The organism is Fenollaria sp. C0166D3 (assembly GCF_056590255.1).
In genome coordinates, this window is the sequence record NZ_JBWPVU010000002.1 from 38,683 (window position 1) to 56,520 (window position 17,838).

Genomic DNA, 17,838 nt, shown 5'->3' on the forward strand with positions numbered 1-17,838 from the left:
AGATAAATATGGCAGTTTTTGGAAGATTTACTAGAAATGCAAGATTCTCATTTCAAATAGCCGAGGAAGAAGCTAGAAGGATGTTCAAAAGCGAAGTTGATCTTTCTCACGTTTTAATCGGCATTTTAAGCGCAAACACGACTAAGGCATCTGAAATTTTGAGGCAAAACGGCCTCGAAATGGAAGCCCTTAGAGAAATGGTGGAAAAACTATCTGTGCTTGACGTGAAAAAGCCAGAGGATATATATTATTCAGCAAGTTTGAAATATGTGATTGAGGAGTCCATCAAGATGGCAAACCAAGCAGGAGCGCCAATTGTAACGACTGAGCACATACTATACTCAATTATAAAAATGAACGAAGCGCCTGTATCCATTATCTTGGAGAGATTTGGCGTAGATAGAGAGAGGGTTCTTTCAGCTCTTTCAAGCTACCTAAATAGCCTAAGAAGCTTTAATCAAGGCGGCTTCCAAGACGAAGACGGCTTTGATGATGATGCCGCTGATGATGGTGAAGCACTTCAAAAATACACTTTGGACTTAAATGAGCTTGCGATAAAAGATAAGATAGATCCTGTAATTGGCAGAGCATCTGAAATTGAGAGACTTATTCAAATACTAATGAGAAGGACGAAGAACAATCCTGTTCTAATCGGTGAACCAGGTGTCGGCAAGACAGCCATCGCCGAAGGTCTAGCTCAAAGGATTGTTTCAGGCAATGTTCCTGAAATCATCAGAGATAAAAAGATATTCTCCCTTGACTTAACTAGTCTAATAGCTGGATCAAAGTACAGGGGCGAGTTTGAGAGCAGAATCAAGAATTTACTTGAAGAGCTTGGAGAAAGAGACGATGTAATTCTATTTATAGATGAAATTCATACTATAGTAGGAGCGGGCTCGTCAGAAGGTTCGCTTGACGCGTCAAACATACTAAAACCATACCTTACAAGAGGCGAGATACAAATCATTGGCGCGACTACTGTTGATGAATACAGAAAATATGTTGAAAAGGATGCGGCACTTGAAAGAAGGCTTCAAACCATCATGGTGGAAGAGCCTAGTGAAGAAGATGCTATAAAGATTATAGAAGGACTTAAAGACAAGTACGAAGCGCATCACAGAGTATTAATCTCGCACGAAGCCATCGAGGCGGCTGTGACATTATCAAAGAGATATATCTCAGATAGATATTTGCCAGACAAGGCCATAGACCTAATCGACGAGGCACAATCACTTGTTAGAATGAAAAATTATGTTAGACCACTATCACTTAAGGAGATAGAGGACGAGCTAAAAGAGATTGCATCTGAAAAGATTCAGGCGATACAAGCACAAGACTTTGAAAAGGCGGCTCAGCTAAGGGACAAGGAGCGCGAGCTTAAGGACAAGATGGACCTAGACAGAACTGAGTGGAAGCAAAAGTCCGAGCTTAACAGCATGAAGATTGGCTTTGACGATATTGCAAGAGTTGTCTCGAAATGGACTGGCATACCTGTTGAAAAGCTTAGCGAAGAAGAAAAGGAAAAACTATTAAACTTAGATAAGAAGCTAAAATCAAGAGTCATAGGTCAAGACGAGGCGATAGATGTACTTAGCCACTCGATAAAGAGGGCGAGGGTCGGCTTAAAGGACAAGAACAAGCCGATAGGCAGCTTTATCTTTGTTGGACCGACTGGTGTGGGTAAAACTTATCTTGCCAAAGCGCTTGCAGAGAGCCTATTTAACGATGAAAACGCTATGATACGTATAGACATGAGTGAGTACATGGAAAAGTACAGCGTATCTAAGCTTATAGGTTCGCCACCAGGTTATGTTGGCTACGATGAAGGCGGACAGCTAACTGAAGCGATTAGGAAGAAACCATTTTCGGTAGTTTTATTTGATGAGATTGAAAAAGCGCATCCAGATGTATTTAACGCTTTACTACAGCTTCTTGACGATGGTAGATTAACTGACTCAAAGGGAAGAACTGTCGATTTTAAAAACGCTGTCATCATCATGACTAGTAACGTTGGTGCAAGTAGATTCAAAAAGCAAAATACTTATGGTTTTGGCGATGCATCAAGCGAAGAAAGAAGTGAAAAGAAGAAGATTTCCGAGATTGCTAACGAAGAGCTTAAGAAGACATTTAGACCAGAGTTTTTAAACAGGGTCGACGACATCGTTGTATTTAATCAATTAAAAGAGAAAGATATAGAAAAAATCGTTCACTTGATGGCGGAAGACCTTAAGGCAAAACTTAAGGAGATGGGCCTAAATATCGAGATAGACAAGTCTGTTGAAGATGAGATTGCGAAGAAGGGCTTTGACCTTGAATATGGCGCAAGACCTTTAGAGAGAACATTTAAGAAGATGATAGAGGATAGATTATCTGAAGAAATTTTGAAAAATAATGTTTCTAAGGATAAGAGCATCACTATTTACTATAATGGTAAGGAATTGGAATTTAAAAATGGCAAAGAAGAAGAGCTTGTACAAGTGTAGCGAGTGCGGCTACGAATCCAGCGGCTACTTAGGCAAATGCCCCGAGTGTGGTTCTTGGGGCAGCCTTAAGGAAGTTTTGGAGGATACAAAAAAAGCAGTAAAAAAAGAAAAAAGCGTAAGAAGCAAGGCGATGCAGCTAAAGACTGTCACTTCCTCAAACTCAGATAGGCTTAAGACAAGCTTCGAAGAGTTTAACAGAGTTATGGGCGAGGGCATAGTTAAGGACTCGGTCACAATACTTACAGCTAAGCCGGGCGCCGGCAAAAGTACACTTCTTTTGCAAATAGCGAACGACGCGTGCAAAAAAGGCCTTAAAGTTTTATACGCTTCTGGAGAAGAGTCAGAGAGCCAAATCAAGCAAAGGGCAGACAGGATACTTGATACTATCGAGGATGATCTATACATCATAAGCGATATGAGCCTTGACAATATTAAGGAAGAAGTCCTTAGGGTCGACGCGGACATGGTAGTCGTTGACTCAATACAAACTGTTGAGCTAGATGAGTACAAGCCATCAAGACCTGCCTCACCAACACAAACAGTTGAGTGTGCTTATGAATTAGTTAATCTTGCAAAAAATATACAAAGGCCTCGTATAGTTTTTATCGTGGGTCAAATGACTAAAGATGATGAATTAAGAGGCGTTAGAACACTAGAGCACCTTGTAGATACCGTTCTAGTTATGGATACTTATCAAAACGATTCCTTAAGAACCATTGTCGCGAGCAAAAATCGTTATGGAGCTACAGGCGAGATGGGCTTTATGAATATGCAAGAGAAGGGCCTTGTATCGATTGACAATCCGAGCGAGTACTTTGTTTCGTCAAGGAAGGAAAACAATTTCCCTGGCAGTGCCATAACCGTAAATATGGAGGGGACTAGACCAGTTATACTTGAGGTCGAAGCTCTTGTAACGAAGTCATATACACCATATCCATCGCGTATAAGCGAGAATATGTCAAGAGAAAAACTAAATACACTGCTTTCGATCATGGAGAAGAGATTAAATGTCGATATGTTTGATAAAAACGTCGTAATCAAGTCCATGGGCGGACTTAAGCTTAAAGAAGACGCATCAAACCTTGCTTTAATCGCGGCAATATATTCACAGCTAGTGAACAAGGTATTGCGCTCAGACACTGTATATATAGCCGACATATCTTTAACGGGCGAACTTAAAAAAGTGCCTCAGCTTGAGAGGAGACTTAAAGAAGCCGAACGCATGGGCTATAAGAGGGCAGTGATTAGTAGCGAAGCAAAACTATCGACAAAGTTTACAAAACTAGAGCTAATTAAATGCTCTTCCTTAATAGATGCACTAAAAATATAATAGATGCACTAAATATTTGAAAAAAATCTATAAAAGGCTTGACAAAGATTATATAATATGATATCATAAAACTTTACTTTTTAGCCAAACTGTGATATAATATACTATAGGTATGAGATTATCATCTAAGGAAAAGGGAGGCGAGAAGTATGTATGAAGTAGGAGATATGGTTTGTTATCCAATGCATGGAGCGGGCATCATAGTTGACATAGAAAAGAAAAACATTCTAGGCAAGAGTGAGGAGTATTTTGTTGTTAAGATACCTATAGGTGCTATGAAGGTTATGATACCTGTTAAAAATGCAGAAAAAAGAGGGATAAGATCAATCATTGAGAAAGAAAAGTTAAAAGATGTAGTTGAAGTATTAAAGGAAGAACCGACAAAGATGAGCACTAACTGGAACAAAAGAGTTAGGGATAATACTGCGATTTTGAAGGAAGGAGACATCTTCGAAGTTGCTAAAGTTTACCGTAACCTAAAGAGCTTGGATGATAAGAGAAATCTTTCGACCGGAGAAAAAAAGATACTTCACGACACAAAGAACATTTTGATGAGTGAAATGATACTCTCTTCCGGCAAATCATACGAAGAAATTGACAAGATTATCTACGAGGCAGTAGAGTAGGAGGAAAAATGTTTAAAAAAATTATGAAAGTCGTCATGCTCCTCATAGGCGGAGCAGCAGGCTACGGCGTAAGTTTATTGGCCATCAGCCTTGTACCAACATTTCATAATTATAGTATCTATGTATCGGTATTTTTATCCATTTTATTTGCAATTATTTTTTATTTATTGTCAGATACTATATTTACACGACTTATTAATGTTGGTGACAGGGTTGAGATTGAGCTAAGAAGGTTCACAAGCTTGGACCTTATCTTAGGTTTAGCAGGTTTATTACTAGGGCTAGTCATAGCATTTTTGCTATCGCAGCTCGCTATGAACATAGGTATACCAGTACTTGGACCAGTTTTGTCCGTTATATTCTATATACTATTTCCATATATTGGGATTATAGTTACGACTAGAAGAAAGGACATTTCAAATATTGGAGAGAAATTTACTCAAAAGAGCACAGTAAAAAAATCAAAGAAAAAAGATACAAATCTATACAAAATTCTTGACACATCTGTTATAATAGATGGTAGGATTAAAGACATCGCTAGCTCAGGTTTTATTGAAGGTACTTTAGTAATACCTAATTTTGTCTTGCAAGAACTTCAGCACATAGCTGATTCGGCGGACGATCAAAGAAGAAAAAGAGGTAGACGCGGTCTAGACATACTTAAGCAAATGCAAAACGAAGCGATAGTTGATATTGAAATATCAAACGAAAAGATTGATACAGTCGAAGAGATTGATGACAAGATACTTGAACTTGCCGCTATGATGGACGCAAAAGTCCTTACTAATGACTACAACCTAAACAAGGTTGCCCAAGTTAGAGGCATAGAAGTCCTTAATATCAACGAGCTTGCCAATGCAGTTAAGCCAGTTATATTACCGAGCGAAGAACTTGTAGTTGAGATAGTTAGAGCGGGTAAAGAAAAGAACCAAGGCCTTGCTTATCTTTCTGATGGCACGATGATAGTTGTTGAAGAAGCTAAGAAGAGGATAGGCGAAAAGCTCAAGGTCGAGATAACAACAGTGCTTCAAACAGCTGCTGGCAAGATGATGTTTGCTAAGATTAAAGAATAGTTGGAGGAAATTTATGATAGAGAATAACTTTGTCTCAGTTATAATTGCCGCTGCAGGCATGAGTAACAGGATGGGTTCAAAGGTCAACAAAGCTTTTCTGCGCATAAATGACAAGCCAATACTTGCTCATACCATAGAAAAGTTTGAAAGATCAAAGTACATCGACGAGATAATTATTGTCTGTAAAGAAGACGAGATAGATTACACAAGAAAAGAAATTGTGAACAGATATAAATTTACTAAAGTCGTTAACATTGTTAAAGGCGGTAAGGAGAGACAGGATTCAGTATATAACGGCATCAAAGCCATAAACGTTAATGCTGACATAGTTTTAACACACGATGGAGCGAGACCTTTTATCAGAACTGAAACCATTAACAAAGCTGTTGAAACGGTTCTAAATTGCGATGCCTGCGTTGTTGGCGTCAAGGTTAAGGACACAATCAAGTCAGTTAACGAAGACGACACAGTTCATCATACGCCAAAGAGGTCGCTTTTGTGGCAAGCGCAAAGCCCACAATGCTTTAAGAAAGAAATTTTGCTTAAGGGCTACGAACATGCTATAAAAGAAAATATATTAGCAACAGATGACTCGGCACTCGTTGAATTTGCTGGAGTTGAGGTAAAGATGCTTGAAGGTCACTACGACAATATCAAGATAACTACGCCAGAAGATTTAGTTATAGCCGAGATCTTCAATACGAACTGGAAGCAAAGGCTTAAAAGCACAGGAGCATTCTAATGGATATCAGAATTGGTAATGGCTATGACGTGCATAAGCTGGTCGAAGGCAGAGATTTAATACTTGGCGGAGTAAAGATAGATTACGAGAAGGGCCTACTGGGTCACAGCGACGCAGATGTACTTATACATGCGATCATGGACGCCATCTTAGGCGCTATGGCGAAGGAAGATATTGGCTATCACTTTCCTGACACAAGCGACGACTACCTTGACATCGACTCAAGAGTGCTTCTTAGAAGGGTCTATGCCATGGTCAAGGAAGAGGGCTACAGCATTTCAAATATAGATGCGACTGTCATCATGCAAAGGCCAAAACTAAGACCATATATAGATGAGATGAGAGCAAATATTGCAAAAGACCTTGAGCTAAGCATAGACAGAGTGAGCGTAAAAGCTACAACTACTGAAAATTTAGGCTTCGAAGGTAGAGAAGAAGGCGTAAGCTGCATAGCGAGCGCACTACTACTAAAGTAGTATTTATTAACATTTTATTAAGATAAGATTAAAAAAATTTACAATCACGCTTAAAAGTGGTATAATAACTATGGTAAAATTTTAAGGAGGTAATACACATGAAAAAATTATTATCATTAGCTTTAGTGCTTGTACTAGCATTTTCACTAGTAGCTTGCTCAAAGCCAGCAGAAAACAAACCAGCAGATCAAGGAACAGAAAGCGTTCCAGCAGATCAAGCTGATAGCGTTCAAACAGGAGAAAAAGCAACTATGACAGGTGATGAAGTAGTAGCACTACAAGCAGACGCTGAACAAGAAGGCAAATACGTTATCGTTGACGTAAGAAGCGCTGAAGAATACGCTGCAGGTCACATCAAAGACGCAAAGAACATTCCTTTAGATGACATCAAGAACGATGCATCAGTTCTAGACGCTGACAAAGACAAAAAGATCGTTTTATATTGCAACTCTGGTAAAAAATCTGGAGAAGCTCAAGACGCTCTATTAGCAGCTGGTTACACAGACGTTGTTAACGCTGACGGCGTTAAGACTTATGAATACGATTTAGTAACTGAATAGTATTTAATCTATTAAATGAAAAAGAGCGAATGATCGCTCTTTTTTTATGGCTGTATAATATCTATTGGGGAATAAATCCTCAATAAATATTATACAGCCTATTTATTTTACAGGCAATTTACAAATATCTAATGTCACTCTTACAAATTACTAGTATCATGTACAAGGATTATGACAGAGAAAAGCTCTATCAATAATCAATTGATGATTACTATAATACTGGAGGAAACATTGAAGAAGCTAATAAACGTAACACTTGTAATCATACTGATTGCAATATACATATTTTATAGAAGAGTTGACTTTGGCGATGTCAGGTGGGACACAAAAGATGTTCACTATGTTAAAGCAGAAGTTTTAGAAGTTTTGGAAGAAGACCTTAGTGAAAAGTATAATTATCTAAAGCTTGGCTCACAAAAGTTAAAGGTTAAGATATTAGAAGGCAAAGAAGCTGGTAAAGAGAAGATTATTGACAACACTTTGTTCAATACTAGTTCTATACTTGCTAAGAGCGGTATAAGGATTATATTATTGATAAATTCACCAGAAGGCGTAGAACCATATTATACAGTGTATAACTATGACAGAAGCATTGCTATAGCCATATACATAGGACTCTTTATACTCCTACTTTACGCTGTAGGTAAGAAAAATGGATTAAAGAGTGCTTTAGCCTTGATTATAAGTATATACATCATAGCTTTATACATGCTTCCATCTATCTACATAGGAAGACCAATAATACTTGTTACTCTTGTGACCATACTATTAGCAAGTTTATACTCTGCTGTGATTATCTTTGGTTATTCGCTCATAGGCTTGGTTAATATAATCTCAATACTAATATCATTTATCCTAGTCGCAGTCCTATCATATCTAGTATCACTTACATCACACCTTTCAGGTTTTGTTGATCCTAATGCAGAAGGCTTGTTCTATATAGTAGAAAAGACAGGTATGCAGCTTCAATATCTTTTCTTTGCAGGCATTGCTATATCAACATATGGAGCTGCAAAAGATGTGTCTGTATCCATAAGTTCTGCTTTGCTAGAAATTAAAACATTAAACAAAAAAATGGGTTCAAAAGATCTATTTAAATCAGGAATGAATATAGGCAAAGACATAATCGCAACGATGGTAGATACACTTATATTTGCTTTTATAGGCAGTTCACTTACAACAGTACTTTCACTTATGTCATATGGCGTGCAATTCAACCAGCTTATTAGCAGTAACTTCTTTAGCATGGAACTTGCCAATGGTTTGATTGCTACAAGTGTTGTAGTTATGATGGTACCTATATCGGCATACATTTCAAGTCTAGTATACAATGTTGAAGATAAAAGCATGTTAAGGAAATTTTTAACAAAATAAATCAATTCTATTCAAATTCATATCAAGTTTTAAGGAGGAAAAAAATGAAATCAAAAAGAATTGTAAGCTTAGTTTTAGTTTTTCTAATCTTATTAAGTACTTTTTCATTTGATTTGAAAGCAAATGATGCTATCATAAATGAAGAAGTCACAAGCGAAGATAACGAAGCAAAGCTTTCGGATGAAGCAAATGAAGAAGAAGCAAGCGAAGACAATGAAGAAAAGCTTTCAGATGAAACAAATGAAGAAGAAGCAAATTCACCAGTAGATGAAAGTTTATCAGAAGAAAACACAGATGAAGCTAGTGATGATACTATTTCTTTCGATGATAATTGGACATATTTTGAAGATGGAGTGGATCCATCATCAAATGCAGGATCCAATATGTGGGCCTTTGGTCAATACAATAAAGATGCTGCAGCCAAAACTGGACAAGCACCTTTTGGAGCAAAAAGAGGAGAAGCTTACAACGTTGGTGGACTTAAGAGTGAAACAACACTAAGACATTATAAAGATGATAACTCTACTACAATTCCTACATACTTTTTTGTAAAGAAATTCAATGTAGAAGATACAACGTCACTTTGGGGCAAGAGCTTAAACTTTGATATCACGTATGACGACGCTGTTATTGTATATTTGAACAGAAACAAAATTTATGAAGGCAATATTCCAGAAGGTGGATTTGCTTCGATTCTTGATTACGGATGTGCTAGACAACTGGCAGATCCAATAAAAGACAAAGTGAGCATACCTGAAGACACTTGGAGAGTATACTTATCTAGTGGAGAGAATGTTTTAGCAGTAGAATTACACCAAGGATCAAAATCAAGTTCAGACATATACTTTGATTTAGAAAACTTTAGATTTGAAGACGTAACAGAAGTTAAAGATGAATTCTATACACCAGTATTGACTATAGGTAGTGATGAAAGCGAAAGAAACTTCACTTGGTATAACAAGGTTGTAGCCAATGGATATCTTGAAGTAAAGAATCTTAGTGACGCGCAAGATGTACAATTAATCGAATGCGCTCCGCATGAAGATAACAAGAAGGCAGGATATGCTAGCTACCAAGCAAAAATCACTGGATTAAAAGCAGACACTGAGTATGAATATACTTATTGGAACGGTGAAGGCGGAGAAAAATCAGAGCCTGTTAGATTTAAGACAGCCAAAGAAGGCGACTTCTCATTCTTCCTTGTAGGCGACCCACAAATAGGTGCGAGCCGCGATGGACTAGGCACAGATACAGATAGATGGGACAATACTTTAAACATCCTTAAAGATAGAATGAGTGATGACACTAAGAACTTTGCATTTTTATTAAGCGCAGGAGACCAAATCAACAACTACTCATTTAACGAAGAAGAGTATCAAAGCTTTATCGAAAGAAGTGCATTAAAAGGCATGACACTTGCACCAGTTATCGGTAACCACGATGGCGAAGGCGACGCAAGAAGTGGTTACTTTGAACACTTCGCACTACCTGATTTAGAGGACAGTAACAGAGCAGACTATGCTTATGTATACAACAAGACACTATTCATATCTCTTGACTCAACAAAAGGTTGGGATGCTGCAAGACACAACGATTTTGTTAAAAAGACTGTTGAAAAATACAAAGACAAAGTGAACTGGAAAGTATTGACATTCCATCACGCAATATATTCAGTTGCATCACACGCTATCGATGCTGATATATTTAATAGAAGAAAATATATTCCTGAGCTTGTTAAAGACAACGGCATAGATGCAGTTCTTATGGGACACGATCACGTTTATGTAAGATCACACATAATGGATGGACCTCAGGCACTAGTTAAGTGGGACAATGATGAGGAAGGAAAGGCACCGAGCGAGTATACAAATCCAGAAGGTGCGCTATATATAACAGTAAACTCTGGAACAGGAACAAAACATTACAATATAAGAAATCAAATATTTGAATATTCAGCAGTACAAAATCAAGAATATGTTCCAAACTATTCTGAAATCTCTGTTACTGATAATACATTCAAAGTTGTAACTTATAGACTTGATGGATCTGTTGTAGATGAAGTGACATTGAAGAAAGATTCAGATGAAAAACAAGAAGAAAAACTTCCTGATGGCGAGATTTCACAAACTTGGACATACTTTGATGAAGGCATTGATCCAGCAAAAGTTGAAGACAGATATAGTTGGACAAAGGGCGAATTCAATCAAGACGTAGCCGCAAAGGAAGCTAGTGGTAACTTCGGTTCACTTAATGGAGAAAAGTACTACTTAAAAGATGAGTACTATGACTACGCATTTAGCGCTGACAATCAATTAAAGCAAAAAGAAAATAAGAAGAACTATCCAGCATATTTCTTTGTAAACTCATTCAATGTAGAAAATCTAGAAGAATTCAAAGCTAAGTATCCAAACATAAATCTAGGTATTGGATATCAAGATGCAGTTATTATGTATCTAAATGGTCATAAGATTTGGCAAGCAAATGCATTAGATTCATACGAAGACAATCTTTCATATGGAGCTGGAAAAACTACAGGCGTAGTTTATAAGATTATAGACAATGCATGGAGGACTGCAATTGCACCAGTGGAAGAAGAAACAGTTCTTACTAACAGAAAGTTTGCTGATTATTTACAAGAAGGAAAGAACTATATCGCATTTGAAGTGCATTCTAGAGATGAAGAAAGTTCAGGAGTATATTTTGACTTATACGACTTTGCTTTTGAAGACGGCATAGCACCTGACAAAGCCTTATTCTATACACCTGTTATGACTATAGGTAATGATCAAAGCGAAAGAAACTTTACTTGGTATAACAATGTTTTAGCACAAGGTTATGTAGAAGTTAAGGAACTTGGCAAAGACGACACAGCTAAAACATTTATGGCTCAAATGAATGAGAACAATCGTAAGAATGTATACGTTAACTATCAAGCAAAAATCACAGGACTAAAAGCAGACACTGAGTATGAATATACTTACTGGAATGGTGAAGGCGGAGAAAAATCAGAACCTGAAAGATTTAAGACAGCTAAAGAAGGCGACTTTTCATTCTTCTTAGTAGGCGACCCACAAATTGGCGCAAGCGGCGATAAGGAAGGCGACGCAAAAGCATGGGATACTACATTAAATAAAATGTCTGAAAGAATGAAAGACGATAGCAAGAACTTTGCCTTTTTACTAAGCGCAGGAGACCAAATCAATAATTTTGATAACAATGAAGATGAATACAAGTTATACATCGAAAGAAGTGCATTAAAAGGTATGACACTTGCACCAGTCATTGGCAACCATGATGGAGAAGGAAACGCAAGAAGCGGATACTTTGAACATTTTGCTCTGCCAGACTTAAATGAAGAAGGAAGAGCAGACTATGCTTATGTATACAACAACACACTGTTCATGTCACTGGATTCGACATATGGATGGGATGCTGCAAGACACAACGATTTTATTAAAAAGACTGTTGAAAAATACAAAGACAAAGTTGACTGGAAAGTGTTGACATTCCACCACTCAATATATTCAGTTGCATCGCACGCTGAAGACTCAGATATATTAAACAGAAGAAAATATATTCCACAAATAGTAAAAGAAAATGGCATAGATGCAGTTCTTATGGGACACGACCACGTTTATGTAAGATCACACATAATGGATGGAGCTGAGCCACTTGTAAAGTGGGAGAATGACGAGGAAGGAAAAGCACCAAGCGAGTATCTAGATCCTAAGGGAGCTCTATACATCACAGCAAACTCAGGTTCAGGATCAAAACATTATAATATTAAAAATCAAAAATTCAACTACTCAGCAGTACAAAATCAAGAATATGTTCCTAACTACTCAGAAGTATCAGTCACTAAAGATACATTTAGAATTGTGACATATAGAGTGGCAGATGGAACAGTTGTTGATGATGTTACATTGAGAAAAACTGTGGAAGAAACTCCAGAGCCAGAACCAGAAGATCCAACTCCAACACCAGAACCAGAAAAACCAACACCAAAGCCAGATGATAATGACGATGACGATGCTATAGTACTACCAATAGATGAAGAAGTAGTAAGAAGACCAAGAAGACCAAGAACAGATAAAAAAGAAGAAAAGAAAGAAGAAGCGCCAAAAACAGAAGAAAAAACAGAAGAAATCAAAACAACAAAGATAAGTCCTATAGAAGTAGCTGATAAAGTCTTGCCAGTTAATTTCACAGACATAGTCAATGAAAGAAGGGCAGATGCTATCATTAATCTTGCTTCAAGAGGCGTCTTAGCAGGTATGAGCAAAGATAAGTTCATGCCAGAAACAACAGTTACAAGAGCCATGGTAGCTGCAGTCTTCATGAGAATATCAAGAGATAAGTTTATAAACACAAGTATGAGCGCAAAAGATATCACTGTGAAAGACTGGTATTTCAATTCAGTTAAGTGGGCAATGACACATGGTATTGTGGCCGGATACCCAGACGGATCATTCAAGCCTATGAAAAAAGTAAGTAGACAAGAATTAGCCGTTATGCTTGAAGGACTACTTAAACTATATAATATAAATATGCCTAACGTAGTTGACGTTGACTATAGCGCATATAGCTACCTACCAGCATGGAGCCGCGATGCAGTTATAGACGTAGTTAGAAAAGGCTTGTTAGAAGTAAATAAGGAAGGAAAAGATGCATTTGATAAAGAAGTAAGCCGTGCTGACTTTGCATACGCAATTGATAAGATAGTTGAGTTTGCATTAAACAATTAGTTTTTAATAAGATATAGCTAAGAATAATTGATATGTACCCTCTTTACTTGATGAACGAGTAAGGAGGGTATTTTTTTGTAAAATTATATTAAATAAAAATCAAATACTTTACTCACACTTAACATATTGCACATACAAGATTAACAAAGCTCATGTATCATAAACAAGTAATTGAGATATGAAAATTATTTAGGAGGATGTATGAGTAAGATTTCTTTAAGACATGTATATAAAAAGTATGAGAATGGAATCGATAACGCTGTTAAAGACTTTAATCTTGAAGTAGAAGACAAAGAGTTCATAGTCTTTGTTGGGCCATCGGGCTGCGGCAAGTCCACAACGCTTAGGATGATAGCTGGACTTGAAGACATTAGTGAGGGTGAGCTACTAATCGATGGCAAGAGAATGAACGAGGTAGCACCAAAAGACAGAGGCACCGCAATGGTCTTTCAAAATTATGCTCTGTACCCACACTTAAATGTTTATGACAATATTGGTTTTGGGCTAAAGATTCGTGGCGTTGACAAGGATATTAGAGATAAAAGTATTAGAGAAACTGCCGAAAAACTTGGTTTAACTGAGTACCTAAAGAGAAAGCCGGTTGAGCTATCAGGCGGACAAAAGCAAAGGGTAGCTTTAGGCAGGGCCATAGTTAGAGACGCTGAAATCTTTTTAATGGATGAGCCTCTATCGAACCTTGATGCTAAGCTTAGAATACACATGAGAGAAGAGCTTGTTGAGCTACAAAGGGAGCTGGGCTCAACTGTTATATACGTAACTCACGATCAAACAGAGGCTATGACTATGGCTACAAGGATAGTTTGTTTAAAAGATGGCGTGATTCAACAAGTTGGCACTCCAAAGGAGCTTTATGAAAACCCTAGCAATGTCTTTGTTGCGGGCTTTTTAGGAGCACCGCCAATGAACTTTATCAAAGGAAAAATTAGATATGGAAAACTTTATAATAGCAAAGGAAGGGCTCTTGCAAATTATTCTAATGTTGATAATAAAGATGTAATCATGGGCATTAGGCCTGAGCACATTAGAATTACTGATAATGAAGATGACTTTGCACTAAAGATTAAGATGGTAGAGCTATTAGGAGCAGATTACCATATACATGGTGAGCTAGATGGAGATGAGATAACTCTTAGAGCAGATGCAAAGCTTGATATCGAGTCAAAAAGCGAGATACATATTGCTTTTGTGACAGAAAATATCTTGTTATTTGATGCTAAGACTCAAAACAGAATTTTCTGGGAGGCGACAGATGGAGCTAAGTAGAGAAGTAAGCAAAGCAAAAGAAAAAAGCAAGGCAAAAAGAGTTCGTGGAGTAAAAAGCATAAGCTTCTCAGGCTTCCTTGTCTATATAGTTTTGCCACTAATACCGCTTTTGGTATTTTGGTTCATTCCGATGATAGCGTCATTCTTACTAAGCTTTACAGATTGGGACTATATCAGCCCGACATTTAATGTAGTTGGCGCACAAAACTACAAGGACATACTTAGTAGTGATGCCTTTTGGCAAGCACTTAAAAATACTTTGTTATTTGGCCTAGGAACAGTAGTTCCGACACTTATCTTTGGTTTTTTGATGGCAATACTCATAGATAAGTTTAGACGCGGCAAAGAGCTTATACAAGGCTTTTTATTCGCACCATGGATTACACCGATGGTTGCTATGTCTATAGTATGGAGCTGGATGTTTAGACCAGATATCGGCCTTATCAATAGAGGGCTAGCTATTTTTGGAATAAGTGGACCAAACTGGTTAACAGACTCAAACACAGCGCTTATCGCTGTAATGATAGTAACCGTATGGAAGACATCGGGCTGGTGCATGCTTTATTATGCAGATGCCATCAGCAAGATACCAAAGGATTTATTCGAAGCATATGAGCTTGAAGGCTCAAGCGTTTGGCAAAAGATAAAGTACATCTATATGCCGATGACAGCAAAGACAACACTGTTCTTAGCTGTTATAAGCCTTATCAACTCAATACAAGCCTACGACCAAATCAGTGTACTAACACGTGGCGGCCCAGCAGGATCAACAAGAACACTGCTTTATTTATTCTATCAAATGGCCTTCGAGCAATTCAACATGGGTAAGGCGACAACGGTAACCATGATTATGGTCGTCATTACTGGTATACTCGCTGGACTTATGTTTATCTTGCAAAAGAAGTTCGCAAATAGGTGATAAAGATGAAAAAACAAATTAAATTAGTAAATATAATAATAGTTACAATAGTAAGTATCATTACCTTCTTCCCACTTTTATGGATGTTTTCAAACTCATTTAAGAGTGCGGAAAGCATAATCAGAGAGCCGATGAGATTAGCTCCAGAATTCTTTGACTTAAGAAATTTTAGAGGCGTTTTAGAGCAAGCACCATTTGACCTATATATTTTTAACAGTATAATCACATCCATCGCGATAGTTGTACTTCAAATGCTAACGTCTATACTCATGGGATATGGTTTGTCACGCTTTAAGTTCAAGGGAAAGAAAGTTTTATTTGGGGCAATACTACTAACGTATATGCTGCCAGCTGCGGCAACTTATGTACCGAGCTATGTAATACTTGCTAAGATGAATTTAATAGATACACTAACAGGCATCGTAATATCAAACGCAGCGAGCGTCTTTGCCATATATATGATTTATCAAACATTTTCATCCATACCAAAGGAGCTTATCGAAGCGGCTGAGATGGACGGAGCAAATAACTGGCAGATTCTTTGGAGAGTTTTGGTACCAGTAGCAAAGTCTACAATACTTACAACTGCTTTAATTCAGTTCGTGGCGATGTATAATAACTACATGTGGCCATCACTTATAACTAACAGCAAAAAGAATTATCTAATAAGCGTTGGCTTAAATATATTCTTTAATTCAAGAGGAAATTTTACTCAAAACCTACCTATGCTCATGGCAGCTAATGCGATTGCGGTACTTCCGCTATTAATATTATTTTTAGTATTACAAAAGTGGTTTATCAAAGGCATCAGTGACAACGGCATAAAAGGCTAAAATTATCATTATAGGAGGAAAAAAATGAAAAAATTAAGAAGTTTAGCTGTAATACTTTTAGTATTATCACTAGTATTTACAGCATGTTCACCAGCTGCTAAGGAAGCTATGGACGAAGGAGATAAGACTACAAGCGCTGAAGCAAATGAGTCAAAGAGCGAAGAAAAGAAAGATGAAACAGCTAGCGATAAGCCAGTTGAAATTCAATTCTGGTATGGATTAGGTTCTGTAGCTGGAGAAACTATGGAAGAAATTATTAATGATTTTAACAATTCACAAGACAAGGTAAAGGTAACAGGCGTTCAACAAGCCGACTACGACGAAACTTATCAAAAGGTTCAAGCAGCTATTGCAGCTAATCAAGCACCAGCAGTTTTCATAGGTAGCAAGATTAAAGAAATGGGTGAAGCAGGTCTATTGGCTGACTTAACACCATATATCGACGAAAGAACACCTCTTGATGATTATCTAGATGTATTCATGAAGCCGGATCAAATCGATGGCAAAGTATATGCCTTTCCAGCTTATGGCACAACTCAAGTTATTTACTATAGAAAAGATTTACTTGAAGAAGCAGGATTAGATCCTCAAGATGTATATTCATCTTGGGACAAAATTTTCGAAGCATCAAAGACAATGCAAGAAAAAGGCATAGCTGACTGGGGTCACCTAGTTATGTGGGGTCCAGATAACCTATCAGACATTGCTTATAGCAATGGCGGTACTGTATTGTCAGAAGACGGTAAGACAGTAACTATCAACTCGCCTGAATGGATTGAGGCTTGGGACTTTGTTAGAAAGCAAATTTTTGATAATAAAACTACTAAAATTGAATCAGGCGGACAAGGCTGGGAATATTGGTACAGAACTATTGATAACGTTATGAATGGTACTGCAATGAGCTATACAGGTTCATCAGGAGATAAGGGCGACCTTGATTTTACAAAGATCGACTCGATTCCTCAACCATCACTACATGATAAGAATGGTAAGGCTCAAGCGGGCGCACACAGCTTATTAGTTCCAGCATGTGTATCAGAAGAACAAAAGAAAGCTGCTTATGAATGGATAGCATACTTCACAAGCCCAGAAATATCTGCTAAGTGGTCAATGAAAATTGGTTATATCCCTGTTAGAAAGAGCACTATGGATATCGAAGAGTACAAGAAATTTACAGAAGAAAGTCCATATGCAAAGGTACCTTATGAACAAGCACTTACAGCTACACCAGTGTTTGTAGACCCAACTAAGGGACAAATCATAGACGCTTTAAAGATAGCTGCAGATAAAGTTGAATTACAAAACGTTCCAGCTAAGGAAGCACTTGACGAAGCACAAAAAGTAGCTCAAAAAGCACTTGATGAAGTACTAAATAAGTAAGATTATAATTTGG

The 17,838-nt window shown here is 37.5% G+C and carries 13 protein-coding genes; all 13 read left to right on the top strand.

Translation table 11 applies throughout. From position 1 onward, the window contains the following. Window positions 1–8 precede the first annotated feature (8 nt). The 13 genes from AC1EJ0_RS01420 (at window position 9) to AC1EJ0_RS01480 (ending at window position 17,825) form a co-directional block, all read left to right on the top strand. Entirely contained in the window at window positions 9–2,483 is a 2,475-nt protein-coding gene (locus AC1EJ0_RS01420) for an ATP-dependent Clp protease ATP-binding subunit (RefSeq protein ID WP_480023078.1), read from the top strand. After that, a complete protein-coding gene (radA, locus tag AC1EJ0_RS01425) occupies window positions 2,452–3,813 on the top strand; it encodes a DNA repair protein RadA (protein WP_480023077.1) in 1,362 nt (453 codons plus the stop codon). Before AC1EJ0_RS01420 ends, radA begins: the two co-directional genes overlap by 32 nt. A gap of 149 nt (window positions 3,814–3,962) precedes the next feature. Beyond that, window positions 3,963–4,439: a CarD family transcriptional regulator gene (locus tag AC1EJ0_RS01430; protein ID WP_058259905.1), complete on the top strand. Its 477-nt coding sequence runs from the start codon at window positions 3,963–3,965 to the stop codon at window positions 4,437–4,439. An 8-nt stretch (window positions 4,440–4,447) separates the two neighbouring features. Next, complete coding sequence (locus AC1EJ0_RS01435) at window positions 4,448–5,512, top strand: PIN/TRAM domain-containing protein (RefSeq protein WP_058259906.1); 1,065 nt, start codon at window positions 4,448–4,450, stop codon at window positions 5,510–5,512. A 13-nt stretch (window positions 5,513–5,525) separates the two neighbouring features. Continuing rightward, complete coding sequence (gene ispD, locus AC1EJ0_RS01440; protein WP_480023076.1) at window positions 5,526–6,254, top strand: 2-C-methyl-D-erythritol 4-phosphate cytidylyltransferase; 729 nt, start codon at window positions 5,526–5,528, stop codon at window positions 6,252–6,254. A 5-nt stretch (window positions 6,255–6,259) separates the two neighbouring features. Continuing rightward, window positions 6,260–6,730 (top strand): 2-C-methyl-D-erythritol 2,4-cyclodiphosphate synthase, encoded by a 471-nt coding sequence (gene ispF / locus AC1EJ0_RS01445; RefSeq protein ID WP_480023104.1) that lies wholly within the window; start codon window positions 6,260–6,262, stop codon window positions 6,728–6,730. A gap of 98 nt (window positions 6,731–6,828) precedes the next feature. Further along, the gene (locus AC1EJ0_RS01450; RefSeq protein ID WP_480023075.1) at window positions 6,829–7,290 is read left to right on the top strand and encodes a rhodanese-like domain-containing protein; all 462 of its coding nucleotides are present in this window, start codon (window positions 6,829–6,831) and stop codon (window positions 7,288–7,290) included. Window positions 7,291–7,521: 231 nt separating this feature from the next. Beyond that, window positions 7,522–8,664, top strand: a complete 1,143-nt coding sequence (locus AC1EJ0_RS01455; protein WP_480023074.1) for a YibE/F family protein — start codon at window positions 7,522–7,524, stop codon at window positions 8,662–8,664. A gap of 44 nt (window positions 8,665–8,708) precedes the next feature. Continuing rightward, window positions 8,709–13,409: a metallophosphoesterase gene (locus AC1EJ0_RS01460; protein ID WP_480023073.1), complete on the top strand. Its 4,701-nt coding sequence runs from the start codon at window positions 8,709–8,711 to the stop codon at window positions 13,407–13,409. Window positions 13,410–13,580: 171 nt separating this feature from the next. Continuing rightward, window positions 13,581–14,693, top strand: coding sequence for an ABC transporter ATP-binding protein (locus AC1EJ0_RS01465; RefSeq protein ID WP_480023072.1), 1,113 nt, complete (start codon window positions 13,581–13,583; stop codon window positions 14,691–14,693). After that, the gene (locus tag AC1EJ0_RS01470; protein ID WP_480023071.1) at window positions 14,680–15,612 is read left to right on the top strand and encodes a carbohydrate ABC transporter permease; all 933 of its coding nucleotides are present in this window, start codon (window positions 14,680–14,682) and stop codon (window positions 15,610–15,612) included. Before AC1EJ0_RS01465 ends, AC1EJ0_RS01470 begins: the two co-directional genes overlap by 14 nt. 5 nt (window positions 15,613–15,617) lie before the next feature. Further along, complete coding sequence (locus tag AC1EJ0_RS01475) at window positions 15,618–16,445, top strand: carbohydrate ABC transporter permease (protein ID WP_480023070.1); 828 nt, start codon at window positions 15,618–15,620, stop codon at window positions 16,443–16,445. 24 nt (window positions 16,446–16,469) lie between these two features. Then, window positions 16,470–17,825, top strand: coding sequence for an ABC transporter substrate-binding protein (locus AC1EJ0_RS01480; RefSeq protein WP_480023069.1), 1,356 nt, complete (start codon window positions 16,470–16,472; stop codon window positions 17,823–17,825). Window positions 17,826–17,838: the final 13 nt, after the last annotated feature.

Coding starts and splice junctions, on each gene's coding strand:
- AC1EJ0_RS01420 (WP_480023078.1), top strand. CDS start 9: ATGGCAGTTTTTGGAAGATTTACTAGAAATGCAAGATTCTCATTTCAA.
- radA (WP_480023077.1), top strand. CDS start 2,452: ATGGCAAAGAAGAAGAGCTTGTACAAGTGTAGCGAGTGCGGCTACGAA.
- AC1EJ0_RS01430 (WP_058259905.1), top strand. CDS start 3,963: ATGTATGAAGTAGGAGATATGGTTTGTTATCCAATGCATGGAGCGGGC.
- AC1EJ0_RS01435 (WP_058259906.1), top strand. CDS start 4,448: ATGTTTAAAAAAATTATGAAAGTCGTCATGCTCCTCATAGGCGGAGCA.
- ispD (WP_480023076.1), top strand. CDS start 5,526: ATGATAGAGAATAACTTTGTCTCAGTTATAATTGCCGCTGCAGGCATG.
- AC1EJ0_RS01450 (WP_480023075.1), top strand. CDS start 6,829: ATGAAAAAATTATTATCATTAGCTTTAGTGCTTGTACTAGCATTTTCA.
- AC1EJ0_RS01460 (WP_480023073.1), top strand. CDS start 8,709: ATGAAATCAAAAAGAATTGTAAGCTTAGTTTTAGTTTTTCTAATCTTA.
- AC1EJ0_RS01470 (WP_480023071.1), top strand. CDS start 14,680: ATGGAGCTAAGTAGAGAAGTAAGCAAAGCAAAAGAAAAAAGCAAGGCA.
- AC1EJ0_RS01475 (WP_480023070.1), top strand. CDS start 15,618: ATGAAAAAACAAATTAAATTAGTAAATATAATAATAGTTACAATAGTA.
- AC1EJ0_RS01480 (WP_480023069.1), top strand. CDS start 16,470: ATGAAAAAATTAAGAAGTTTAGCTGTAATACTTTTAGTATTATCACTA.